The sequence below is a fragment of the Actinomycetospora rhizophila genome (assembly GCF_042657905.1).
Classification (GTDB): domain Bacteria; phylum Actinomycetota; class Actinomycetes; order Mycobacteriales; family Pseudonocardiaceae; genus Actinomycetospora; species Actinomycetospora rhizophila.
In genome coordinates this window covers 62,463-85,903 of the sequence record NZ_JBHSKG010000019.1, presented here as the reverse complement: position 1 = coordinate 85,903, position 23,441 = coordinate 62,463, and the positions used below count along the sequence as shown (strand labels likewise).

24 protein-coding genes are annotated in these 23,441 nt (G+C 73.2%); 8 read left to right on the top strand and 16 right to left on the bottom strand.

Translation table 11 applies throughout. The features are described from left to right. Positions 1 to 128: 128 nt before the first annotated feature. The 3 genes from ACFPK1_RS27165 to ACFPK1_RS27155 form a co-directional block, all read right to left on the bottom strand. A complete protein-coding gene (locus ACFPK1_RS27165; protein ID WP_378024079.1) occupies positions 129 to 842 on the bottom strand; it encodes a GNAT family N-acetyltransferase in 714 nt (237 codons plus the stop codon). Positions 843 to 913: 71 nt separating this feature from the next. Further along, positions 914 to 2,266, bottom strand: a complete 1,353-nt coding sequence (locus ACFPK1_RS27160; RefSeq protein ID WP_378024078.1) for a lipopolysaccharide biosynthesis protein — start codon at positions 2,264 to 2,266, stop codon at positions 914 to 916. Beyond that, positions 2,206 to 3,204 (bottom strand): glycosyltransferase family 2 protein, encoded by a 999-nt coding sequence (locus ACFPK1_RS27155; RefSeq protein WP_378024077.1) that lies wholly within the window; start codon positions 3,202 to 3,204, stop codon positions 2,206 to 2,208. The genes ACFPK1_RS27160 and ACFPK1_RS27155 overlap by 61 nt, the downstream gene beginning before the upstream one ends. A gap of 229 nt (positions 3,205 to 3,433) precedes the next feature. Here ACFPK1_RS27155 and ACFPK1_RS27150 point away from each other — a divergent pair, with 229 nt between their 5' ends. The 4 genes from ACFPK1_RS27150 to ACFPK1_RS27135 are packed head-to-tail and all read left to right on the top strand — an operon-like array spanning position 3,434 to position 7,202. Continuing rightward, positions 3,434 to 4,360, top strand: coding sequence for a GNAT family N-acetyltransferase (locus ACFPK1_RS27150; protein WP_378024076.1), 927 nt, complete (start codon positions 3,434 to 3,436; stop codon positions 4,358 to 4,360). Between the two features lie 35 nt (positions 4,361 to 4,395). Further along, the gene (locus ACFPK1_RS27145; RefSeq protein WP_378024075.1) at positions 4,396 to 5,820 is read left to right on the top strand and encodes a polysaccharide deacetylase family protein; all 1,425 of its coding nucleotides are present in this window, start codon (positions 4,396 to 4,398) and stop codon (positions 5,818 to 5,820) included. A gap of 36 nt (positions 5,821 to 5,856) precedes the next feature. Next, on the top strand, positions 5,857 to 6,495 hold the full coding sequence (locus ACFPK1_RS27140) for a PIG-L deacetylase family protein (protein ID WP_378024074.1): 639 nt from the start codon (positions 5,857 to 5,859) through the stop codon (positions 6,493 to 6,495). Next, positions 6,492 to 7,202: a WbqC family protein gene (locus ACFPK1_RS27135; RefSeq protein ID WP_378024073.1), complete on the top strand. Its 711-nt coding sequence runs from the start codon at positions 6,492 to 6,494 to the stop codon at positions 7,200 to 7,202. The genes ACFPK1_RS27140 and ACFPK1_RS27135 overlap by 4 nt, the downstream gene beginning before the upstream one ends. A gap of 9 nt (positions 7,203 to 7,211) precedes the next feature. Here ACFPK1_RS27135 and shbA read toward each other — a convergent pair whose 3' ends face one another. Both shbA and ACFPK1_RS27125 read right to left on the bottom strand, forming a co-directional pair. Then, positions 7,212 to 7,835, bottom strand: a complete 624-nt coding sequence (shbA, locus tag ACFPK1_RS27130) for an RNA polymerase sigma factor ShbA (protein ID WP_378024072.1) — start codon at positions 7,833 to 7,835, stop codon at positions 7,212 to 7,214. Between the two features lie 217 nt (positions 7,836 to 8,052). Further along, a complete protein-coding gene (locus ACFPK1_RS27125; protein ID WP_378024071.1) occupies positions 8,053 to 8,721 on the bottom strand; it encodes a phosphatase PAP2 family protein in 669 nt (222 codons plus the stop codon). Positions 8,722 to 8,903: 182 nt separating this feature from the next. Here ACFPK1_RS27125 and ACFPK1_RS27120 point away from each other — a divergent pair, with 182 nt between their 5' ends. Beyond that, positions 8,904 to 9,062, top strand: a complete 159-nt coding sequence (locus tag ACFPK1_RS27120; protein ID WP_378024070.1) for a hypothetical protein — start codon at positions 8,904 to 8,906, stop codon at positions 9,060 to 9,062. 75 nt (positions 9,063 to 9,137) lie between these two features. On the opposite strand, the gene ACFPK1_RS27115 is transcribed toward ACFPK1_RS27120, so the two are convergent. The 4 genes from ACFPK1_RS27115 to ACFPK1_RS27100 form a co-directional block, all read right to left on the bottom strand. After that, on the bottom strand, positions 9,138 to 9,728 hold the full coding sequence (locus tag ACFPK1_RS27115) for a histidine phosphatase family protein (protein ID WP_378024069.1): 591 nt from the start codon (positions 9,726 to 9,728) through the stop codon (positions 9,138 to 9,140). Then, entirely contained in the window at positions 9,677 to 10,660 is a 984-nt protein-coding gene (locus tag ACFPK1_RS27110; RefSeq protein WP_378024068.1) for a lysylphosphatidylglycerol synthase transmembrane domain-containing protein, read from the bottom strand. The genes ACFPK1_RS27115 and ACFPK1_RS27110 overlap by 52 nt, the downstream gene beginning before the upstream one ends. A gap of 220 nt (positions 10,661 to 10,880) precedes the next feature. Then, positions 10,881 to 11,714 carry a class I SAM-dependent methyltransferase gene (locus tag ACFPK1_RS27105; protein ID WP_378024067.1) on the bottom strand — a complete coding sequence of 278 codons (834 nt, stop codon included), beginning with the start codon at positions 11,712 to 11,714 and terminating at the stop codon, positions 10,881 to 10,883. Next, entirely contained in the window at positions 11,711 to 12,742 is a 1,032-nt protein-coding gene (locus ACFPK1_RS27100; protein WP_378024066.1) for a glycosyltransferase family 4 protein, read from the bottom strand. The genes ACFPK1_RS27105 and ACFPK1_RS27100 overlap by 4 nt, the downstream gene beginning before the upstream one ends. Before the next feature lie 18 nt (positions 12,743 to 12,760). Between ACFPK1_RS27100 and ACFPK1_RS27095 the strand changes: the two genes are divergently transcribed. Further along, entirely contained in the window at positions 12,761 to 13,291 is a 531-nt protein-coding gene (locus ACFPK1_RS27095) for a DinB family protein (protein WP_378024065.1), read from the top strand. 13 nt (positions 13,292 to 13,304) lie between these two features. On the opposite strand, the gene ACFPK1_RS27090 is transcribed toward ACFPK1_RS27095, so the two are convergent. After that, on the bottom strand, positions 13,305 to 15,578 hold the full coding sequence (locus ACFPK1_RS27090) for a transglycosylase domain-containing protein (protein WP_378024064.1): 2,274 nt from the start codon (positions 15,576 to 15,578) through the stop codon (positions 13,305 to 13,307). 221 nt (positions 15,579 to 15,799) lie between these two features. On the opposite strand from ACFPK1_RS27090, the gene ACFPK1_RS27085 reads away from it, so the two are divergent. Then, positions 15,800 to 16,309 carry a L,D-transpeptidase gene (locus ACFPK1_RS27085; protein ID WP_378024063.1) on the top strand — a complete coding sequence of 170 codons (510 nt, stop codon included), beginning with the start codon at positions 15,800 to 15,802 and terminating at the stop codon, positions 16,307 to 16,309. A gap of 46 nt (positions 16,310 to 16,355) precedes the next feature. Here the strand turns inward: ACFPK1_RS27085 and ACFPK1_RS27080 are convergent, their stop codons facing one another. The 6 genes from ACFPK1_RS27080 to ACFPK1_RS27055 form a co-directional block, all read right to left on the bottom strand. Then, positions 16,356 to 16,757 carry a 6-pyruvoyl trahydropterin synthase family protein gene (locus ACFPK1_RS27080; RefSeq protein WP_378024062.1) on the bottom strand — a complete coding sequence of 134 codons (402 nt, stop codon included), beginning with the start codon at positions 16,755 to 16,757 and terminating at the stop codon, positions 16,356 to 16,358. A 24-nt stretch (positions 16,758 to 16,781) separates the two neighbouring features. Next, positions 16,782 to 16,937, bottom strand: coding sequence for a hypothetical protein (locus tag ACFPK1_RS27075; RefSeq protein WP_378024061.1), 156 nt, complete (start codon positions 16,935 to 16,937; stop codon positions 16,782 to 16,784). A 180-nt stretch (positions 16,938 to 17,117) separates the two neighbouring features. After that, positions 17,118 to 18,314, bottom strand: coding sequence for an FAD-dependent monooxygenase (locus tag ACFPK1_RS27070; RefSeq protein WP_378024060.1), 1,197 nt, complete (start codon positions 18,312 to 18,314; stop codon positions 17,118 to 17,120). Beyond that, positions 18,311 to 19,567, bottom strand: a complete 1,257-nt coding sequence (locus tag ACFPK1_RS27065) for a GNAT family N-acetyltransferase (RefSeq protein ID WP_378024059.1) — start codon at positions 19,565 to 19,567, stop codon at positions 18,311 to 18,313. The genes ACFPK1_RS27070 and ACFPK1_RS27065 overlap by 4 nt, the downstream gene beginning before the upstream one ends. Before the next feature lie 215 nt (positions 19,568 to 19,782). Continuing rightward, positions 19,783 to 20,019 carry an FmdB family zinc ribbon protein gene (locus ACFPK1_RS27060; protein WP_378024058.1) on the bottom strand — a complete coding sequence of 79 codons (237 nt, stop codon included), beginning with the start codon at positions 20,017 to 20,019 and terminating at the stop codon, positions 19,783 to 19,785. A gap of 83 nt (positions 20,020 to 20,102) precedes the next feature. Further along, complete coding sequence (locus tag ACFPK1_RS27055; protein WP_378024057.1) at positions 20,103 to 21,068, bottom strand: zinc-dependent alcohol dehydrogenase; 966 nt, start codon at positions 21,066 to 21,068, stop codon at positions 20,103 to 20,105. 54 nt (positions 21,069 to 21,122) lie between these two features. Here ACFPK1_RS27055 and ACFPK1_RS27050 point away from each other — a divergent pair, with 54 nt between their 5' ends. Further along, the gene (locus tag ACFPK1_RS27050; protein WP_378024056.1) at positions 21,123 to 23,435 is read left to right on the top strand and encodes a CDP-alcohol phosphatidyltransferase family protein; all 2,313 of its coding nucleotides are present in this window, start codon (positions 21,123 to 21,125) and stop codon (positions 23,433 to 23,435) included. Positions 23,436 to 23,441: the final 6 nt, after the last annotated feature.

Sequence of the window (23,441 nt, the reverse complement as noted above, 5' to 3'; positions counted from 1 at the left end):
AGCGGGATCGACGAGGCACCTCCATCATCCTGGGAGAGCGCGCCGGGCAACAGATCACGAGAGCGTCTGCAGCCCCGGACGGGCTCACGCCCGGGTCGATCTCCTCGGCAGTAGCACGCCTGGACCCTTCACTTCAGCACGCGGGCGTCCTCGACCTCCGCTGCACTCATCCGATGGAACTCCACGCGCAGTCGCCCGACGAGCCGCTTCTCGTACCGATTGACGTAGGGCAGAAAACCTGCTCGTTCGCAGCCCTTGAGACTCGCGATGTTGTTGATGCCGACGAAGGTGACCACGTAGCGAGCGCCGATGTCGGCCGCCTTGTCGGCGATCATGGACATCCCAGCGCTCATGATCCGCTGCCCCTGGTGCCGGACCGGCGTGAAGGCCCCTTCGAGCAGCGCCTCGTCACGACCCAGCACGGGGAACAGCCCGTGGAAGAAGTCCTGGACCTCATCGTTCTCATCCGGCCTGAACAGCCACTGGACGTAGCAGGGGTCGTCCTCGTCGTCGACGGCCACGTACGGACGCCCGATTCCCCGCTCCAGCAGGCGGGTCCGCGTCTGGCGCTCCCAGCGCTCAGCGGAGTCGACGTCGGCGTGGAGGTCCAGGATGTGCTCGACATCGGCCTCGACCAAGGGCCGCACCGAGATCGGAATCTTGGCGGCAGGCGTCTCGTGCGGGGCCTGGAGATCGCGCTTGAGGCCGTAGGCGGGTGTCGTCGAGGACACGTGCTTCGCGACGGATCTCGCCGTTTCCTTGAACGTGCCCGACTCGAGTGTGTTCTTCGCGAAGCGGGCATAGCGCGCGACCGTGGCGCTGGCCCCTTTGGTATCGACCATGACCTTCCTCCCGTCTCGGCCAGCGGCGATGCCGATAGTCCGGACCCCAGTCGGGCACCTCGGGCGAACCGTTACAGCGATGCGCCGGAGGCGTCAGAAGCATCGGCCGCACGGACGCACAAGAAGTACATGAGGACGTAACTCGTGACCTGGGCCGCGGAGAGCACCAGAACAGCGGTGAGAATGGGGGCCCCGGCCAGTCCGCACACTGCGGGACCACCCGCGGCCAGCACGAGACGCCACACCGACCAGCCGAGGAGCCGACCCTGCCGCTCCAGCAACATCAGCGCGGGCGACACGGGGGCGATCGCGAACTGGGCGAGATAGGCAGGGGCGAGCAACCGCGCATACTCCCCGGCCTCGGTCCACTCCGGCCCGAACACCCAGCCGAAGAGGTTGGGGGCGAAGAGCAGCAGGACGAGAGCCGGCACGACTCCGAGCATCAGCATCCGCCCGACGTTCGAGCGCACCGAAGCGCCCATCGTGCTCTTCCGGTCGCGCAGCTCGGAGCTCGAGTCACCGACGAACACCTTCGTCACGGCCTCACCGATCAGCGCGGCCGGGCCGCTCACCACGCGCACCGTCAGACCGAGCAGCCCGGCGCGCACGTCGCCGTAGAGCGCGCTGACCACGAGCAGGGGCGTGTCGAGGCCAGCAGAGTTGATCAACCGCGAGGGCATCGCGACCAGCGGGAAGCGACGGAACCGCCGCAGCGCCGCAATGATCGCTCGCCTGCCCGGCCACGGCTGGCGGAGCAGGCCGCGCCGCGAGAACAGCCCACCCATCGCGGCCAGCCGACCGATACCGAACCCGGAGAGCAACCCCAGAGCACCGGCACCGGCGACGCCGAAGGCGATCTGGGACCCCGCCTGACCAATGCCCTGCAGAGCGTTGCGGCGGCCCAGCGCCCCGTATTCCCGGCTCCGGGTCATCCACTCGGAAAGCAGGAGATAGGTCCCGAGGACGACGACCGACAGCGCGACGAGCCACCAGACGTCCGCGAGACGGGGCACCCCTAGGAGATCGGAGAGCGGGCCGGCGAGAAGCGGCCCGAGGGCGGCGGTCAGGAGACCGGTGAGCGCGACCCAACCGAGACCCGCCCAGGCGACCGAGGCGGCCTGCGAGTCCTCCACCGGGATCGGGACCGCGTACTCGAGCGCGGCCGTCGAGACGACGCCGACCAGACCGACGACGGCTGTGAACACGGTCAGGAGCCCGAACTCGGCAGGGTCGTAGAGCCGGGTCAGCAGAGGGTAGGCGAGGATCACCAGCCCCTGACCGATCGCGCTGCCCGCGACGATGCTCGAGACACCACGGAGGCTGGACGGGAGGCGTCCGACGAGTGTCCGAACACGTCCGGTCATCACGAATGCACAGGGCCGGGGCGTGGGAGTGAGCTCGCCACGGCATGCCAGAACCCGCACCCGTAGCCCAGGTGCAAGCACGCAACCGCGATGGGCACGCGCCCTGCCACCGCTGTGCCGTGGTCACGCTCGCGCCATCCCGCGTAGCCGAGGACGCCGAGCCACACCACGATCCCGCCCGCCCACGTCCCGAGCAACGGACGGCGTGGGCCCACCAGCGCCAGGAGCGGCCCGCCGACCACGCCCGCCACAAGGGCGGCCGGGACGAGGTGCCGGAGCGAGGCCACCCTCCCGTGCTTGCGCAGAGTGGCCAAACGCCACCACCCGTACTGGTAGTACTGGCGCCAGAGAGCACCGAGAGCCGGCCGCGGTCGGTAGCTCGAACGGAGTCGGGGCTCGAACCACATCCGGTGCCCGGCGAGCCGGGCACGGAAATGCAGTTCGTCGTCCTGGTTGCGGATCAACGACTCGTCGAACCCGCCGATCTCGTCCAGGAGCTCGCGGCGGTACGCGCCTGGATAGGCCGTGTCCACCCAGCCCGGCCGTTCGCTGTAGTGGTACTGCGCCGGGCCCTGGCCCAGCGGCGACGCCGTGGCCCGGACGATCGCCTCGGCCATCGGACCCGCACCCGAGACGGCTTCCGCAGTCTCCCGACCGCCGACGAGTGAGGCACCCGAAGCATCGAACGCCTCCACGAGGACTGCGGCGTAGCGAGGATCCGTCGTGCTGTGCGCGGACACCAGGCTGACCAGCTCGGCCGCCGTCCCCGCGATCCCGATGTTGAACGCGGCGGGCGCGATGCGCCGCGGGTTGTGGAGCAGGCGGACACGGGGGTCCGCTCCGGACAATGCCTCGACAATCTCGCGAGTCCGGTCGGTCGACCCGCCGTCGACGACGACGACCTCGATGCCCTCCCCCGGATAGTCCTGGTCGAGGAGGCTCCGGACGCACTCCTCGATGTGGCGCTCCTCGTTGAGCGCCGCGATGACGAACGCCACCCGACGAGGTGGCGCAGGAGAATCGGACTCAGTCCGCCCCCGAGGTCGATGCATCGATGACCGCCGATCCCCATGGAGTTGGGCGGATCGACCCCCCGATCCGCCGAGGCGGGATGCTAGCCACGACGCACCGTGCTGCGGAAGTGCGATTCCGCCGTCACTACGCCAAGCGGTCGCCCCACGATCAGAGGGGCGCAGAGATCGAGCGAGCTGTGTCAGGCTTTCCGCCGTGAGGACACCGATCTTCCACGAGGCCTGGTGGCTCGACGCCGTGGCGCCCGGTCGCTGGCGAGAAGTACGGGTCGAGGAGAACAACCGCGTGATTGCACGACTACCCTTCGTGGAGAGACGCTTCCTCAACGTCACGATGGTGCTCGCCCCGCCGCTCGCGAACCGTCTGGGGCCGATCACCGATCTCGAAGTCGGACGCACCGAGACCCGCCTCAAGCGGTTCGATCACATCGTCGACGAACTACTCGCCCAGCTCCCACCAGCGGATCTCATCCGCCAGGTGCTCCACCCTGATGTCGTGAGCTGGCTGCCGTTCCACCGACACGGCTTCCGAATCGACCCGCAGGTCTCCTATGTCATCGACGACCTGTCCGACCTGGACAGAGTGTGGTCCGAGGTGTCTGGTCACACACGACGGGTGATCAAGAAGGCCGGCCGGGAACTCACGGTAGCGAGGGACGAGGACGCCTCGCGGCTCATGCCCATGATCCGGGCAACGGCCGAGCGTCGGGATATCACCGTGCCCATCGCACCCGACGCCGTCGACCGCGCGGTGCGCGCCAGCGTCGAGCGCGGACGAGGGACGGTCCTCACGGCGGTGGACGCGTCCGGGGTCGTGCACGCGTCCTTGTTCTGCGTCTGGGACAGCGACCGCGCCTGGTACCTCGGGGGCGGCGGCGATGCAGTGCTGCGCTCGAGCGGGGCCGGGTCGTTGCTGATGTGGGAATTGATCAAAGAGGCGGCCGGCCGCACCTCGCGCTTCGACTTCGAGGGGTCGATGATCCCGGGCGTCGAACGCTACTTCCGGAACTTCGGTGGACGGCAGGAGACCTGCTATCTCGTCACGCGGACGAGTCGGAGGCTCGCGCCGGTCTGGGTGCTCTATCAGAAACTCCAGCAGGGCCGACGGACCAGCGCCGCGTAACAACAGAGGGGCTCGATCCGACTGGGGCAACCGCTATGTCGAAGACCTTGACGGCCCGCCTCTGCATCGGGCCCACCGATCCCCGCGTCGCCGCGCGCCTGAGGTACTCCTTCGGTGCGTACGCCGCGTTGTACGACCTGACGGTCGTGACGACGGGCCCGGCGGACGTGGTGGTCGCGCACGGCCCGGTCGACGAGCCCGTCGACGTGGTGATCCCCGACGGTTACCGCGTCCGGCCGGGGTCCGTACCGGCGCCGTCACCGGTGTGGGTAGACGGGTTGCCGTCCTTCCACCGGGACGGGTCCGGCAGGCCGGACCCGCTCGGCGAGGTGTTCGAGTGGTTGGCAGCTCCGCACGAGGACGCGGCACCCGAACTCGACGCCGTCGGTCGGGTGCCGCCCCGGTACGGCCTGGCTCGTTCCCACGGTCTCGACCTCACGGTGCCGTGGGCGAACCGGTGGCTGGCACGACTGCACACCATGGTCCGGTCGGCTCTCCCACGTCTCCCCGAAGTCCCGCCGTCCCCCTTCGGAAGCGGTATGACGTTCGTGGCGAGCCACGACCTCGACCACCTGTCCGGCGACCGTCTCGTCAACGCCCGTCGCGTGGCCAAGAACGCTGCCATCGCATTCCTCCACGACCGCGCACCACGCACGACCGCACAGATCGGTGTCGCCACAGCGCGGCGCGTCGCAGCGCACCGGGCGACCGCGGACGGGGTGCGCGACCTGCTCGCCGGCGAGGCCGCCCGTGGCGTCACCGCGACCTATACGGCCGTCGCCGCATCCGGCCATCGTCGGGACCCGGGCTACCGCCTCGATGACGACTACGTGCGACGAACTCTCGCCGAGATCGTCGACGCAGGTCATGAGCTCGCCGTCCATGGCAGCTACCGCAGTCTCGAGGGAACGGGGCTGCGAGACGAGTATGCCGCGATGCGGGCTGCCGGTTACCCGGTCCGCGGGGGACGCCAGCACTGGCTGCGTCACCGCGGCGGGGAGCTCTTCACCGCGCTGGCCGACAGCGGCGCAGAGTGGGACTCCACGCTCGGCTACCCCGACGACGTCGGGTATCGACACGGCGCAGCGTTCCCTTTCCCTCCGTATGACCTGACGACGGAGAGCCCTCACCCGCTCATCGAGATCCCTCTCGCGATCATGGAAAGGGCCCTCTGCGCCACCGGTGATGCACCGCGTGATTGGACGACGGCCGCACTCGACGTGCTGAGGGCCTCGACCGACGACGGCTGGGGCGGAGTGGCGGTGCTGTGGCACGACGCTGCGTTCACCGGAACCTGCATGCCGGCGGGGCTGGCCGATGTCTACTGGGCGCTGCTCGAGGCCGGCGATCGTTGGGAGACCGCCGGCGAGGTGGCTCACCGGGCACGGTCGCGGTGGACCGCCGCGCAGGTGCTGTCCGTCGCGACGACGACCGCGACCTTTGGGGCGCTCCATGGATGAAAGACGTCCTCGTTTCCCCTCGGAAGGGACTCGATCATGATCTCGCCCCGGCGGGTCCTCGTCCTCGCGCCACACACCGATGACGCCGAGCTGGGCTGCGGCGGAACGATGGCGCGCTGGATAGACGAGGGTGCCGACATCTCGATCGCCGTCTTCTCGACCGCCGAGAAGTCTCTGCCTCCCGGCTCGAAGCGCTACCGGCTGCGGGACGAGTGTCACCAGGCCCTGGATGAGCTCAAGGTGCCCGAGACCAATCGATTTATCTACGAGTACCCCGTCCGGGAACTCGGCTATCACCGCCAGGAAGTCCTCGAGCAGATGATCGTCCTCGCCCGCGACGTCGATCCCGAAGTCATCCTCGTCCCGTCGGGTGCCGACCTGCACCAGGACCACGAGGTGGTCTACCGGGAGAGCCTGCGAGCCTTCCGGCACCTCACGATCATGGGCTACGAGATGCCCTGGAACCACATCACCTTCTCGACGCACGCCTTCGTCGTGCTCACGGAGGAGCACCTGCACCGCAAGTGGGCGGCGCTGACCAAGTACGTGAGCCAGATCGAGGTCGCGCGCCCCTACTTCCGCTACGAGGCCATCGAAGCGATGGCGCGCGTTCGCGGGCTTCAGGTGAAGACCGACTTCGCCGAGGCCTACGAGCTCATCAGGATGAAGCTGTGATCGTCTCAGCGCATCAGCCGAACTTCGTCCCCTGGCTCGGGTTCTTCGACAAGATGGCGCAGTCCGACGTCACGGTGTTGCTGGACTCGGTGCAGTTCATCAAGCGTGGCTACCAGAACCGGGCCCGTGTCAAAGGGCCGAGCGGCGCCCAGTGGCTCACGGTGCCGGTCGTGACCAAGGGCAGGTACGACCAGCTGACCCACCATGTCGAGATTGACGAGACCCAGGATTGGCGCCAGGTGCACCGGCGCACTCTTCACGGCCTGCTCGCGCGCACGCCGCACCGCGACCTCGTGGACGAACTCTTGGAGCCTGTGTACGGCGAGGGCTCGCCCGCGATGCTGGCCGAGCTGAACATCGCGCTGATCCGCGAGGTCGCCGCCCGTCTGGAGATCGACACCCGGATCGTCCTACTGTCGGAGCTCGACGCGCCGGGGAGTTCGTCGCAGCTCATGCTGAACCTCACACGGGCCGCCGGTGGCGACGTCTATCTTTCCGGTCCGACCGGGAGGAAGTACCTCGAGCCCGGGATGTTCGAGACCGCCGGCATCGAGCTCCGGTATCACTCGTTCACACCGTTCGAGTACGCCCAGCCGTTCGGTGAATTCCTGCCGGGCTTGAGCTGTCTCGACTACGTCGCCAACGTCGGCTTCCGCTCATGGCGTAACCAGCGCGAGGACGGCAAGGCCTTGACCCCGGCATCGTGACCCGAACCCTCACGACGCGAGCACACCAGGGGTCGCCTCCTCGCGGAGCATCTCTCGTAAGGATGTCAGCGCGCGGTGCTGAGCCACCCGGATCGCGCCGGGCGTGGACCCGAGAAGCCGTGCGGTCTCGGGGGCGGAGAACCCACCCGTGACCCGCAGGACGAGTACGGCCTGCTGACTGCGCGGGAGGCGGTCGACCAGCCCATGCATCCGCCGGGCCAGCTCGCTCTCCAGCGCCGCCTGCTCGGGCTCCGGGCCAGCCCAGGCACGTTCCGGCACGTCCTCGACCACGTCGAGATAGCGACGTGAGGTCGCCATGCTCCGGTAGGCGTCGGCGACCTTGTGGGAGGCGATCCGGTAGAGGAAGGACAGGAACGAGGAGCCGTCGTTGCGATACTTGGGCAGTGCGCCGATCAGCGCCAGACACACCTCCTGGGCCACGTCCTCTCCCGAGTGCACCGACGCGCCCGGACCGAGTCGGGTGTGGCAGTAGCGCTTAACGAGCGGCTGCACGCTGGAGAGGAGCACGCTGAGAGCACCCTCGTCGCCGTCGCCCGCTCGGGCCGCCAAGGTCTCGAGATGCCGAAGCTGACCGACGTCGAACTCGTCGATCACACCCGCCGCAGAACTCATGTCGCTCCCCCCAGAGCCGACGCGCTACCACGTACCGGGATCATCGTCGCCCACATGGGGTACGAAACGCCACACCGAAAGGGTGATCAATTCGATTCATGGTCACACAGTGCAGCGCTGAGCTGCAGAGACCACTCGCCAGGGAATACCTTTAGCCCGGATCAGTGATCGCCGGACGGCCACGCCGAGCGACCGAATGATCGGTCCGCGTGAGCGATCAAAGGAATGACCGACTCCGCGCCGAGAACGACCCGACGCCGGCGTCGAGCACTAGAGCGATCGCGATGACCACCGCGACGGCGACGAGGACGCCGCCGATCGCGTCGGTCGTGTAGTGCCACGTGAGCGCGACCAGGGCGTAGGCCGCGCAGGCAGGCAGGAGAACGGCAGCGGATCCGATGGCGATCCGGGCTGGACGATGGCGAGGACGGTGTCCGGCGACCAACAGGACGAGTACCACCACGGAGACCGCAGCGACGCGTACCGCATGTCCGCTCGGGAACGCGAGATCTCCGTCGAGCGTGCGACCGACGAGAGGCTTGAGGAGGAATTCGGTCGACACCGCGGCGAGTCCCGGACCGAGGACGGCCAGAGCTGCGGCCGACCACCAGCGCTGCGTCGCGGCCCACCCAGCGATGCCGGCGACGAGCAGGGCGATGACGGCCGGACTACCCAGAAGGATCAGAGGCCGCAGAGCCCCTTCCGCGGAACTGGATGTCACCACGATGTTCGGGTCAACGAGCGCGTCCAGCCGGCCCGGCTCGTCCTGTCCGTGGTATCGCACACCGAGGACGGCAGTGGTCGCCGCACACACGGCGACCACCACGAGCGCGGGGATCCGCCACGACGGCCGCACCAGCACGGGTGTCCTCGGCGCACCGGTCACGAGGCGAGTATGCGGTCTCGCCCGTGACCTCCTCGTGTCGCTGCCTGGCTGTTCAGGGCCCGTCGTCACTCGAAGGATGGAAGATCCGGGAATCCGGCGGAAGCTGCTAACGAATCGTGATCGGGAGGCGAAACCCGATCACAGGCCGGCACCGGCGCCGGCAGCACCCTGGGGGGGTTCTCATGGCCAAGCACTCGGCTCCGCAGACCGTCGCCGTCGTCCCGACCGGCGCCACGATCATCCGACCGGTCGCCGTGAGTGCGGAGGCCTACCTGGGCAAGCTCCGGGCCATGGCCGGCGCCGCGGTGGCGCCGGTGGCGCCGGGCAGGCACGCGCGCTGACGCGCGTCCCGCGCACCGGTCCCCGGACCCCGTCGGCAGGCGCGGCGCCGACGGGGTCCGGGGCCGTCGCGCGTGTCAGGCCGGCTGGACCGTGCCGACGTGCAGCGGGCCCTCGTCGTTGACGGCGAGGAGCATCGGCACCGATCCGCTGGTGTCGATGCGGCAGACCGCCGCGTCGACGAGGTACATGCGCCAGGCGATCTCGATGCCGACGCCGAGCGCCCAGCTGATCGCCGCCTTCATCGGCGACACGTGGCTGACGACGACCACCTCCCCCGTGGCCGCCTCGGCCGCGAGCTCGGTGCAGGCGGCGGCCACGCGGGCGCGCACGGCCACCAGCGACTCGCCGCCGGCGGGCACGTGCTCGGGGTCGGACTGCCATGCGCGCCAGGCGTCGCCGTCGAGCGCGGTCATCGGCTGGCCGTCGAGGTCGCCGTAGTCCATCTCGGTCCACCGGGCGTCGCACTCGACGTCGGTGCCGAACAGCGCGGCCGTCTCCCGGGCCCGCACGAGCGGGCTGGACACGAGCCGGGTGGGCCGCGGGAGGCCCGCGGCGAGCGCGCGGGCCTGTCGTCGCCCGGTCTCGGTGAGCGGCGGGTCGGACCGGCCGCACATCACCCCGCGGGCGTTGGCCTCACTCTGACCGTGGCGGACGAGGGTGAGCACGTACGCCACGGTAATGCCGCGAACCTCCCCCACCGGTGCGCATTCGGGCGACCGAGGGCGTCCGCGAGAAGGACGACGGCGCCGGGCAGGCACGAGATCAGCGCCAGCACCCCGTAGACGACGGACGTCGCGAGGCCCTGCCCCGGGTCGAGCCCGACGGCGGCGAAGGCGACCGCGGCGGCGGCCTCGCGGGGACCCCAGCCGCCGACGGTCAGCGGCACCGACATGGCGAGCAGGGCCACCGTGACCAGCGGCAACAGCTGCCCGAGCGGCGCGGTCACCCCGGCCACGCGGGCCGCGAGCACGAACAGCGCGAGCAGGCCGGCGAGGGCGACGAGCGAGCAGAGCAGCACCAGCGGCGCGGTGCGCACCCGGCCCAGCCCCTCGCGCACGTCGCCCAGCGCGGCGAGCAGCGCGACCCGCACGCGGGCCGCCCGGCGGGCCGTGGCGATCCACACACCCGCGCCCGCCACGACGACCGCGAGTACGCCCGCCACCACCCCGAGCCCGGGGCCGACCAGCGAGTGCAGCAGCGCCGGACTGGCCACCAGCACGGCCACGCCGACGGCGACGACCACGACCTGGCCGGCGACGCGCTCGATCACCACCGCCCGTGCGCCCCGCCCGTCGCCCGGGCGGTGGTGGCGCACGGCGCGGTGCACGTCGCCGAGCACACCGGCGGGCAGCAGGGAGTTCAGCAGCGTCGCGCGGTAGGCGTCGGCGGTGGCGTCGCGCAGGGACAGCGTCAGCCCGACCCCGCGGGCGACGACGCACCAGCGGGCGGCGCCCGCGACGGTGGTCAGCGCGCCGAGGGCCAGGGCGGCGACGACGGTCGGCCAGGTGATCGCGCCCAGCGCCTCGACGACACCGCCCGCGCCGAGGCGGATCGCGAGCAGCGCGGGGATGCCGAGGCCGACGACGAGGCGGAGCACGGCGCCCAGGGTGCACCGGCGGGCGTGTGGGGCACCTGCGGTTTCGGAGATCTGGTCGGGCGGGTTCTCGGGGCTGTTCTCGGGGCTGTGACGGGGCGTGGGGAGCGCCGGTGGAGCGGGGAGATCGGTGGCGGAGAGCTCGGTCGCGGGGAGCGGCACGGGGAGATCCAGACGGGGAGCCGGGGAGCGGTCTGTTCTTGTGTGCGGTGGTCGGGTCAGGTCACGGCAGGGCCAGCAGGTCGAGGTGGCCCACGGTCACGCGCAGGCGGCCCTGCTCGGCGGCCTCGAGGCGGCGCTCGAGGTAGGCGTCGGCGTGGCGCGCGAGGTCGGGGTCCTGCGCGACGGCCGCGGCCACCCAGCCGTGGAGCCAGGCGATGACGAGGTCGACGTCGTCGAGGCCGAGGTGCCACGGGCTCGCCCGCGAGCGCACGGCGGCGCCGTGGCGGGCGAAGGCCTCCTCGGCGACGGCCGCGGCGTGGGGGCCGAGGAGCCGCCGCCCGTCGACGACGCGCTGCTGGTGGGCGTCGAAGGCGGTCGCGAACGCGAGGTCGCGGGGCTCGCCGGGGTCGATGCGGACCGAACCGACCACCGACAGCGTCAGCAGCGCGGCACAGCCCGCCCCGACGCACGCGGCGGCGATCGCATCGATCTCCTCGACCGTGAGCAGGTCGAGCAGCGCGGACGCGGTGACGAGCCCGACGCCGGCGAGGTCGGCGGCGGTGAGCGTGGTGACATCGAGCTCGCGGGTCTCCGCGGTGACGGGCGACCCGTCGCGGGCCACGTTCGGGAGCGTGTCGGCGACGTGGCCGAGCAGCGCGGCGTCGCGGTCGGCGAGCACCCAGTGCTGCGGCCCGCCGAGACGCGGCGCGAGCCAGCGCGCCATCGAGCCGGTGCCCGCGCCGAGGTCGAGGATGCTTCCGGGGGCGGGGTGCCCCGCGCGCAGTTCCTCGACGAGGTCCACCGCGCGGGCCTCGGCGTCGGCGCCCTCGCGCAGCGCGAGCCAGTCCGCCGCGGCGGGGGCGCCGGGCGCGGCGTGGTCGGGCCGCCCGCTCACGCGGGGGGCCGGGACCCCGGCAGCTCGGCGAGCGCCTGGTCCACCCGTCGCGACGTCTGTGTCCACGCGCTCAGACTGCATCGTTGGGACGACGCTGAGATCCGTAACCCGTCCCGATGCGCTCGCTCGGCGAACCAGCGGCGCAGCGCTGCGACGAGTGCCGGTACATCCTCAGGAGGCGTTAAGACTCCGCCGTTCGCCACAGTGTCGGGCAGCCCTCCGGCGGTACTGGCCACGACCGGGATACCCCGCGCGAACGCCTCGGTCACCACCATGCCGTACGTCTCGACCCGCGAGGGCGCGACCAGCAGGTCGGTGGCGTGCCACGTCCCGTCCAGCCAAACGCCCGTGCGGGGTCCGGGGATACGGACGCGGTCGGCGAGGCCGTGGCGCGCGATCGTCGCGCGCAGGTCGGTGACGAACCCCGGCGCGCGGCCGGTGGGCCCGACGAGGTCGAGGGTCCACGGGTGCTCGCGCAGGGCCGCGAGGGCCTCGACCAGCAGGTCCTGCCCCTTGGTGGGGGTGACCGCGCCGAGGCAGAGCAGGCGGTGCGCGCCGTCGGTGCCGGCGGCGAGGGGTGCCGGGTCGACGCCGGGAGTGGCGACGACGTCGGCGCCGATGCGCCGCGCCGTCCAGGGGCTCGTCGCGATCACGGTCGCGGCGGCGCGCAGCACCGCGGCCTCGCCGGCCCCGAGGTCGGGGTGCTCCTCGCGCAGCGGCAGGTGCACGAGGACGGCGACCGGTCGGCGCGCGGCGTGCGGGACGACGACGTCGGGGACGCCGCAGGCCACGAGGCCGTCGAGCAGCACCGCACCGTCGCCCGCGGCCAGCACGGCGTCCAGGTCCCGTCGGGCGGCGTCATCGGGGCGCGGCCACGTCCCGGGGAGCTGGGCGTCGTGGACCGTCCGTCCGAGCGCGCGCAGACCCTCGATCACCCGGGAGTCGTAGACGTCGCCGCCGCTGACCAGCAGCGCGTCGGCGACGGGACGGACCAGGGTGAGCGAGGAGGGTCCCCGTGCGGTCGTCACCGGTCCAGGATGGCCACGATGACACTCCCGCCGCTGGCCGCCGAGGACCACGAGTGCTGCGGGCTCCGGTACACCGAGCTCACGGTGGCCGGCGCCTGCGAGATCGTGGCCGCCGTGCCGGCGCGGGCCCGGGCCGCCGTCGCCCGAATCCCGCCCGAGGCCCGCCACGGGCGCCCGGCCGAGGACGTGTGGTCGGTCGCCGAGTACGTGTGCCACCTGCGCGACGTCGCGATGGCGTTCACGATCCGGTTGCACCGCGCCCGCACCGAGGAGCGCCCGGCCCTCGAGCCGGTCTACAACGACCTGCGCGCCCGCCGCTTCCGCTACGACCGCCACGACGTCGACGCGGTCCTCGACGAGCTCGCGATCGTGACCCCGGGCCTGCTCGACGAGGTCGCGCGCTTCCGCGACGCCGACTGGGACCGCACGGTCACCCGGCTCCCCCACGAGGAGCGCACGGCCCGCTGGCTCCTGCGCCAGGCCGCCCACGAGGGCATGCACCACGTCCGCGACATCGACAGCCTTCGTGAGCACTTTCCGGGCCCATAGGCCCGGAAAGTGCTCACGTATGGGGCGGACGCGGAGCCGGGGCGAGGCGGCCGGTGGAGGTGGTGAGGGTGATGGTCTGTCCCTCGACGCCGCCGCCCAGCGGGTCCTCGCCGACCACGGTGCCCGCCGGGGCGCGGCTGTCGACCGTCGCCGTCGCCACCGCGAACCCCGCCGCGCGCAGCGCCGCCGCCGCCTGGTCGGCCGGCTCGCCGACGACCGCGGGGATCGTCGTCAGGCGCCCGCCGGTGAGGAAGCGGGGGTCGGGCGCCGGCAGCGGCTGGACCGGGCTCGCGCCGAGGATCGAGGTCATCGCGCGGTAGAGCGTCTGCGCCGGGGTGGTGCCGCCGAACAGGTTCCCCGTGGCGCAGGTCGTCGGCGGGCTGCCGGTGCAGATCGGGCGGGGCGACGCCGAGTCGTCGAACGTGATCGCCGCGGCGGACAGCGAGGGGGTCGCCGCGACGAAGGCGCCGGACTCCGAGGTCTGGGTGGTGCCGGTCTTCGCGGCGGTCGGGCGGTTCCAGCCGGCGGCGGTCGCGGCGGCCGCCGACGTGCCGCCGGGCTGGTCGTCCTTCGACAGCGCGGTCATCTCGGTGTCGGCCAGCGGCCCGGGCACCACCTGCTCGCAGCCCTGGACGTTCAGCGGGACGGGCCGGCCGGCGGCGTCGGTGACCGCGGTGACCGGGCTCGGCGGGCACCACACGCCGTGCGAGGCCAGCGTGGCGCCGACGTTGGCGAGCTCGAGCGAGCTCGTCGGCGTCGGGCCGAGGGTGAACGACGCCTGGTGCTGGGCGCGCACCTCGTCGGCGATCGACGGCTGCCCCGGCCCCGGCGCCTCGGCGAGCGAGCGCAGCCCCAGCTTCACGGCCATGTCGACGACGGGCGTGATGCCGGTGGTCTCCTCGAGCTTGACGAAGGCGGTGTTCGGCGACTGCGCCAGCGCGTCCTGCAGGGTCATCTGCGGCGGGTAGTCGCCGTCGTTGGACACGACGAAGCCCGGGGTCAGCGGCGAGGCGTAGCCGTTGGCGGGCACCGGGATGACGCTGTCGACCCCGCCGCCCTGCGCCAGGTACGCCGAGGACGTGAAGATCTTGTAGACCGACCCGGCGCCGAGGTTCTCGGGCGTGCCGGGCAGGTCGTAGGTCGTCTGGCGCTGGCCGGCGTCGAGCCCGTAGCCGCGGTTGGCGACCATCGCCGTGACCCGGTGGGCGTCCCCGCCCGGCGCCACCACCGACAGGACGTCGGCGACGTGCGGCTGGGTCGGCGGGACCTCGGCGTCGACCGCGGCCTTGGCCTGGTCCATCGCGGCGCGGTTCATCGTCGTGCGCACGGTGTAGCCGCCGCGGCGCAGCTCGTCGGCGTCGATCCCGGCGCGCTCCAGGTAGTCGAGCACGTAGGAGCAGAAGAACCCGGCGTCGCCCGCGCCGATGCAGCCCTCGGGGAGCCCGTGCAGGACGGGGCCGACGCCGAGCGGGGCGGCGGTGGCCTGCGCGGCCTGCGCGGGGGTGATGTCGCCCTGCTGCGCCATCTGGTCGATCACCACGTTGCGCCGTCCCGTCGCCGCGGCCGGGTGGCGCACCGGGTCGTCGGCCGCCGGGCTCTGCACCATGCCGGCGAGCAGCGCCGCCTGCGGCACGGTGAGGCGGTCGGCAGTGGTGTCGAAGTACGTCCGCGCGGCGGCCTGGACGCCGAAGGCCTGGTTGCCGAACGAGACGACGTTCAGATACCAGGTCAGGAGCTGCTCCTTGGGCACGGTGTGGTCGAGCTGCTCGGCGACCTCGGCCTCGCGGACCTTGCGCCCGAGGTTCGGCGCGGTGGCCCGCAGCTGCTCGGCGGGGGTCTGCGCGGCGACGTACTCGTCGTAGTTCTTGACGTACTGCTCGGTGAGGGTCGAGGCGCCCTGGGTCGCGCCGCCGGTCGAGTTGTTGACCAGCGCCCGGAGCACGCCGCGCGCGTCGAGACCCGACTCGACGAAGAACCGCCGGTCCTCGATCGCCACGATCGCCGCCTTCATGGCCGTGGAGATCTGGTTCGAGGCGACCGCCTGGCGGTTCTGGTCGTAGAGGTAGGCCAGCGGGGTGCCGGCGTCGTCGGTGATCGTCGTGACCGAGGGCATCTCGCCGCTGAGCACGCCCGGCGTCGTCGCCGCCACCCCGTTCACGGCCTGGCCCGCGAGCCCGCCGAGAGCCCCCACCACGGGGTAGAGCAGCCCGGCGACGAGCACCCCGCCGATCACCCCGATCGCCAGCAGGCGCGCCCCGAGCGTCATCGATCTCCGCACGAGAGCCATCCTGCGCCCGCTCCCGGGTGCTGCGTGTGAGCGGGTGACCAGCGGAAACGGGCACGCGGGACGCCGCGGGCGCCCGATGCAGGAATCGCCGGGGAGATCCCGGCGACATCCCCCCGGTCGGGGGGACCGACGTGTGCGTGCGACCGTGCGGGGGAACGCCGACCGTGCTCGACGCCCGTCACCGACTGCTTCGTCGACCCCGACGACGAGGAGGCTCTGCCATGGCAGGCCGACACCGCCGCTCCCCTGCTCCCGGTGCGACACGCCCGATCACCCGCACCGTCGCCCGCACCGCGCTCGCCCCGCTCGGCGTCGCGTCCGCCGCGGCCCTCGCCGCGGCACCGCTGGCCGCCGCGGCACCCGCCCAGCCGGCCGGTGCGCCCCCGTGCGAGGACACCGCCGACGTCTGCGTCGACCTGAGCCGCGGGACCGCCTGGCTCACCGACGACGGGCGCGCGACGGGCGACCCGATGCCGATCACGTCCGGCTCCCCGGACGACCCCACGCCCACGGGGACGTTCACGGTGCAGCGCAAGGAGCGCTACCACGTGAGCAAGGAGTTCGACGACGCGTCGATGCCCTATTCGGTGTTCTTCGACGACGAGGGCCGGGCGTTCCACTCCGGGAACCGCGCGAGCAACTCCCACGGCTGCGTGCGCCTCGACAAGGACGACGCGAAGGCGGTGTTCGCCGCCCTGGAGCCGGGCGACGAGGTCCAGATCGTGCGGTGATGCTCCGCACGTGAGTGATATGGGTCGTCCCGACGACCCATATCACTCACGTGAGCGTCAGCTCATACCCCGCCGACGCCACGTGCGACTCGTGCAGGGTGACGGTGATGCCCGCGAGGCCGTCGGCGTGCGGGCCCAGGCGCCCGTCGCGGACGCGCTCGGCGAGACGGCGCGCGATCACCTGCGCGAGGAACTCGGTCGACGTGTTCACCCCGGCGAACTCGGGGTGGTCGTCGAGGTTGGTGTAGGTCAGGTCGGCGAGCGCGTCGTGCAGCTGCTCGGTGGCCAGGCCGATGTCGACGACGATGTTGTCCTCGTCGAGCTCGGCGCGCCGGAACACGGCGTCGACGACGAACGTCGCGCCGTGCAGCGCCTGCGCCGGTCCGAAGACCGCTCCCCGGAAGCTGTGGGCGATCATGATGTGGTCGCGGACCGTCACGGAGAACATGGCGCCCATTCTGACGGGCGCCGTTCAGAGCAGGGCGACGAGGACCGCGAGCACGGTGGCCAGGGCCAGCACGACGAGGAAGCGCTCGAGGTCGGCGCGCAGCGCCCGGCGCCACGAGGTGTCCGTCGCCGGCCGCGGGCGCACCGGTCCCGGTGACGGCGACATCGGGGTGACGGACATGGGCTCTCCCTGAGCGACAAGGTGCGACGAGGTGCGACGAGGTGCGGCGAGGTCGCGGCGAGAGATCCCGCCGCACCTGTCACGGTAGGCAACCATCGCGCGCCTGAGTAGGGACCTTGGCCCACCATCGGCCGCGAGGACGGTCGGATTTGTGACAGGGCGTGATCGTGGCCCGGTGCTTCAGCCCCCGCGGCGCACGAGCGCCGAGCGCCGCAGCGCCGAGGCCTGCGACCAGACCCGGCGTGCGGCCCCGCTCCGCTCGGCGACCTCGCGCGCCTTGACGTAGACCGTCGGCGGGAGGTGGGCCAGCAGCGAGGAGCAGCGCCGGTGCAGCAGCGTCGAGAAGCTGTCGACGTCGGTGTCGATGTAGCGCTCGAGGTCCTCGAGCCAGCGGGCGCTGTTGCGGGCGTCGCGCTGGCTCGGCACGAGCGCCGCCAGCCGCTCGGCCTGGTAGCGCGCCAGGGCGGCCGGGACGTCGGGCTCCTGCGCGATCGCCGTCCCGAGCGCGATCGCGTCGGCGAGGGCCAGCGTCGTCCCCGAGCCGATCGCGAAGTGGGTGGTGTGCGCGGCGTCGCCGGCGAGCACCGTGCGCCCCGACCACCACTGCTCGCAGCGCAGCGTGCGGAACTCCAGCCACGGCAGCGGGGCGTCCGCCTCGCCGGGCAGGCCGATCAGTGGGTGCCCGTCGAGGTGGCGGGCGAAGAGGCGCTCGAGCAGCTCCCGGCTCTCCTGGGCCCCCATCCGGTCGAGACCGAGGCCGCGCCAGGTCTGCGGCGAGCACTCGACGATGAAGGTGCTGTGCCCGGCGTCGTAGCCGTAGGCGTGGCACCACAGCCAGCCCGCCGAGGAGCGGACGAAGGCGAACAGGAACGACGTGTAGACCTTGGTGGTCGCCAGCCAGACGTACTTGTTGGTCCCGACGTCGACCGACGGCGCGAAGACGTCCGCGTGGGCGCGGCGGTGGGCGCTGCCGACCCCGTCGGCGGCGATGACCAGGTCGGCGTCGCCCTCGTCACCGGGCGCGATCTCGCGCTCGAAGTCGAGGCGCACCCCGAGCTCCCGGGCGCGCGCGGCGAGGATGTCGAGCAGCCGCTGGCGGGAGATGCTGAAGCCGCCGCTCGGCCGCGCCACCCGCCCGCGCCCCTCGACGTCGACGTCCTGGCCGTCCCAGGTGAAGGCGGCGTCGGCGATCTGCTCGGCGCTGGCCGGGTCGCCCTCGCGCAGCGACGCGAGCAGCGGGTCCCAGAACACGACGCCCCAGCCGTGCGTGGTCCCGGCGGGGTTGCGCTCGGCCACCGTGACCTCGTGGCCCTGCTGGGCGAGCAGGACCGCGGAGTAGAGGCCGGCGGGACCGCCGCCGATGGTCGTGATCTTCACTGCGCACTCCTCGCGCGTCGCGCGCGCACCCGTTCGATCCGGCGGACGACGGCCGGACGGTGCCGGCGGAGGCCCTCGCGCGCCGCGTCGACGGCGGCGAACAGGGCCGGCACGTGCCGCCCGGTCCGGCCGAGGCCGACCACGGTCGTCGCCAGCTCCATGCGGTCACCGTAGATGTCGGTGTCCACGCGCTCGGGGTGGGAGCACGTGTCGATCCACTGCAGGTCCTCCTGCCCGTGGAACCAGTCGAGCAGGTCGGCGTCGAGCAGGGTGCCGGGCGAGCTGCGCGCGAACTCCTCGTCGAAGGCGCGCTTGAACCCGAAGAGCCCGGGCCCGGCGGTCAGCGCCAGGCTCCGCGCGAGGACCTGCGGCCCCGCCTCGAGGGTGAACGCCAGCAGGCGGCCCTCGGCGGCGAACCCGGTCGCCATCTCCTGCAGGAACCGCCCGTGCCCCGGCCGGGCGGCCATCGCGGTGCCGGCGCGGCCCTTCCACCCCTGCGCCTCGAGCGCGAGGAACCGGTCGACGGCGCCGCCCGGGTCGGCCCGCCCGCGCTCCACGGCGACGACGTCGGCGCCGAGGCCGCGCTGCAGGACGCGACGCTTGCGCTTGAGCTCGGAGCGGCCCTTGCTGCTCATCCACTCGGCGAGGTAGGTCGGCGACGGGCGGCGGCGGACGAAGGAGCGCTCACCGAGCGAGGTGCACCGCGCGGGCCGGGCGGCGACGGCCCGGCGCAGCGAGCGCCCCACCGCACCGTCGGCGGGGATGCCCGGCAGGTCCAGCCACGGCGCCGGGCGCAGCGCGGGCACGGCGTCGAGGACGGCCGCCCACAGCCGGTCGAGGTCGACGTCGGGGTCGACCAGCGGGGTGCCGAGGAAGCAGTAGGGGTGCAGCCAGGTGCGCAGCCCGACGAGCCCGAGGACGCCGGCGCGGCGCCACGGGACACCGCCGGGCACCGGGACGAGCGCATGCGGCGTCGCGTCGGCCACGGGCAGCAGGAACACCGTGCGGCCGTCCTGCTCGGCGGTGAGCAGGCGCAGCGACGGCGGCGGGCCGAGGTGCCGGGCCGCCGGGAGCACCATCTGCGGGGCGAGGAACGGGTTGGGCTCGAGCGCCCGGTGCTCCAGGTCGCGCCAGCGCGCGAGGAAGCCGGGGTCGTGCGCCGCCGACGGCAGCGCGGTGACGGCGACCGTGGGGTCGACGCGCTGACGCGGGTGGCCCGCGACCGGCCGCTCGGCGAGCCGGACCCTGTTCACGGACGTCTCCCGACGCCCACATCCCGTCGGGGTACGGACGAATTGTCCGGGACGACGGGGAGATCAGCCGGGGAATCGTGTCCCTCGATCACCGGAACCGTGACCAGCACCGCGAGAGGTTAACAACGGCCGCGCGGACGCCATTCTGGAGGGGCTGCCTCGAATGGGGATCACCGTTGTACCGATGACGAACATTCTGGACAGCTCCGGTCGGGCTAGCCGCAGCAGCCTCCCCCGCAGCAGCCCCCGCCGCCGCCCGCGGGCGCCATCGCCGGGGGCGGGCCGGGGCGCGTGGCGGTGCGGGCCATGCCGCCGAGCCCGACCGTCGTCAGCAGCTTCACGGTGTCGTCGTGGCCGGCGGGGCAGTCGGCCGGGTCGCTCGCGGCGCTCATCGGCCGGTCGACCTCGAACGTCGAGGTGCAGGTCCGGCAGCGGAACTCGTAGCGCGGCATGGTCGTCAGCCTACGAACGGGGAGTTCGCGCGCATAGAAGCCGCGAACAGCGCGTTCGCTGCCCCAGGATCAGCCGCGCAGGGTCAGTGGTCCACGCGCACCGCGAGGCCGGGGCGCTCGCCGGCGGCGAGGGCGGGCATGACGGCCGGGAGGTCGTCGAACGCGCAGCTGTCGGTGATCAGGGCGTCGAAGCGCGGGTCGGCGAGCAGGCGCAGGGCCAGGCGCAGGCGGTCCGACGTCGACCACCGCGCCCGGCGGGCCGGGGCCACGCGCCCGACCTGGCTGGCGCGCAGGGTCAGGCGCCGGGAGTGGAACGCCTCGCCGAGCGGCACGCGGGGGGCGCGGTCGCCGAACCACGACATCTCGACCACCTCGCCCTCGTCGCCCAGCAGCTCCAGCGAGCGCGCGAGGCCGGCCTCGGTGGTGCTGGCGTGCAGGACGAGGTCGCACCCGCCCGCCGCGTCGTCCGGGGTCGCGAACCCGACGCCCAGCGCCTCGGCCACCGCGCGGCGCGAGGTGTCGACGTCGACGAGCTCCACGCGCACGCCGGGGAACGTCGCGAGCACGCCCGCCACGGACGCGCCGACCATCCCCGCGCCGACCACCGCGATGCGGTCGCCGACCCGCGGCGCGGCGTCCCACAGCGCGTTGACCGCCGTCTCCACGGTCCCCGCGAGCACGGCGCGCCCCGGCGGGACGTCGTCGGGCACCTCGACCACCGCGTCGGCGGGCACCACCGCGCGCTCCTGGTGGGGGTAGAGCCCGAACACGGTCCGCCCGGCGCCCGGGCCGGTCTCGACGACCCCGACCGCGAGGTAGCCGTAGACCACCGGCCCCGGGAAGTCGCCGGTCTGGAACGGCGCGCGCATCCGCCCGTACTGGCTCACCGGGACCTCGCCGCGGAACACCAGCGACTCGGTGCCGCGGCTGATCCCCGTGTGCAGGGTGCGGACGACGACGTCGTCGGCGCCCGGCTCGGGCAGCGGGATCTCGGCGATCTCCGCCCGTCCGGGCGATGGCACCCGGAACGCCCGCGTGGTGCGCGTCATCCGTCCGACCCCTCCTCGACCCACGGCGATCTCCGGGCGGCCATGCTGGCACGTGTGCGACGCCCGCCCCCGATCCTGACCGCCGAGCTCGTCGGCGGCGCGCTCGTGAGCGCGGGCCTGCTGGGCGTGCTGGCGCAGGGTGTGGGACTGGGACCGTTCGGGATCGTCGTCGGGGCGACGGCGGCCGCCGCGCTCGTCGTGCTGCTCGCCGGTGCGCCGGTCGACGCGCTGGGCCCGGCGGGGCGCGTCACGCTCGTGCGCGGGGTGCTCGTCGTCGGCGTCACCGCGCTCGTCGCCGACCCGGTCTCGACCCCCGCGCTGGTCGTCCTCGCCGCGGTCGCGCTGGCCCTCGACGGGGTCGACGGGGCCGTGGCGCGCCGGCGCAACGTGGCGTCGGTGTTCGGGGCGCGCTTCGACATGGAGCTCGACGCGTTCCTGCTGCTCGTGCTGTCGTGGCACGTCGCGGGGCAGCTCGGCTCGTGGGTGCTGCTCATCGGGCTGGCGCGCTACCTGTTCGTCGCGGCGATGGTCGTGCTGCCGTGGCTGGGCGGCGAGCTGCGGCCGCTGTTCTCGGGCAAGGTCGTCGCCGCGGCGCAGGGCGTGGTGCTCGTCGTGGCCGCGTCGACGCTGCTGCCCGCCGTCGCCGCGACGGTGCTCGTGGCCGCGGCGCTCGCCGCCCTGCTGTGGTCGTTCGGGCGCGACGTGGTGCGCCTGTGGCGCGGCGCCGACGACCACCCGGTGCGCGTGCGCCGCGGCCTCGCCGGCGTGCTGACGCTGCTCGCCGGGGCGCTGGTGCTGCTCGCGCTGCTGCTGCCCGGCGACATCGCGCGGCTGGTCGAGCCGGCGTTCGTCCGGGTCCCGCTCGAGGTGCTGGTGGCGCTCGTCGTGGCCGTCGCGCTGCCCGCGTGGGCGCGGCGCGTCCTGGCGTGGCTCGCGGGCGTGGTGCTCGGGGTCATGCTGGTGCTGACGCTGTTCGACCTCGGCTTCTCGGCGGCGATCGCGCGCCCGTTCGACCCGGCGCGCGACGCGGTGCTGCTGGGCAACGCCTACGACTTCGTCGCCGAGACCTCGGGCCCCACCGTCGGCGTGGTCGTCGCCGTGCTCGTCGCCCTGCTCGGGATCGGGCTGGTGGTGGGCACCGGCGGCGCGGTCGCCCGGCTCGCGCGCCTCGCCGCCGGCCACCGCGCGGCCGCGCTGCGGCTCGCCGCCGTGCTGGCCGTGGCCTGGTTCGTGGCCTGGACGCTGTCGCTGCAGCTCGTGCCCGGCGTCCCCGTCGCCTCCCGCGACACCTCGATCCGCGCGGTCGACCGGGCCGTCGCGATCGACGCCGGCGTCCGCGACCAGCAGGCCTTCGCCCGCGAGGCCGGCGTCGACGCCTTCGCCGACGTGCCCGACGACCGGCTGCTCACCGCACTGCGGGGGCGGGACGTCGTCGTCGCGGTGGTCGAGAGCTACGGCATGTCCGCGCTCGAGGACCCCGGGCTCGCGGGGCCCGTGCGCGCCGTCGTCGACGACGGCGAGCGCCGTCTGGGTGCGGTCGGGTACACCGCGCGCACCGGGAAGCTCACGTCGCCGGTCGCGGGCGGCGGCAGCTGGCTCGCGCACGCGACGCTGCTCTCGGGGCTGTGGATCGACGGCGAGCAGCGGCACACCGACCTCGTCTCCTCGAGCCGGCTGACGCTCACCCGCGCGTTCGAGCAGGCCGGCTGGCGCACCGTCACCGTCCAGCCCGGCACCACCGGCCCCTGGCCGGAGGCGGCGTTCTTCGGCCTCGACCGCGCCTACACCCACGACGACCTGGGCTACCGCGGCCCGCGGTTCAGCTGGTCGCCGATGCCCGACCAGTACCTGCTCAGCGCGTTCGACCGCCTCGAGCGCGGGCCGGGCGCGCCGCCGACCATGGCCGAGCTGGTCCTGACCTCGAGCCACGGTCCGTGGGCGCCGCTGCCCCGCACCGTCCCGTGGGAGGCGGTCGGCGACGGCAGCGTGTTCGGCCCGCAGGAGCCGCAGCGCTCGTTTCAGTCGATCTTCACGACGCCGGCGCCGCAGGTCCGCGAGGACTACCGCCGCAGCATCGAGTACTCGCTCTCGACGCTCTACGGCTGGGTCGAGCGCCAGGCCGTCGCGCGCCCCGACCGCGCTCCGGTGCTCGTGATCCTCGGCGACCACCAGGCCTCGCCCGCCGTCACCGGGCCGACGCCGGACCGGGACGTCCCGATCTCGATCGTCAGCCGGGACCCGGCCGTGCTCGGCGCGGTGGACGACTGGGGCTGGGCGGACGGGCTGACCCCCGACCCGGGGACGCCGGTGTGGCGGATGGACGCCTTCCGGGACCGGTTCCTGACCGCGTACGGCCCCCGTCCCTGAGGGTCC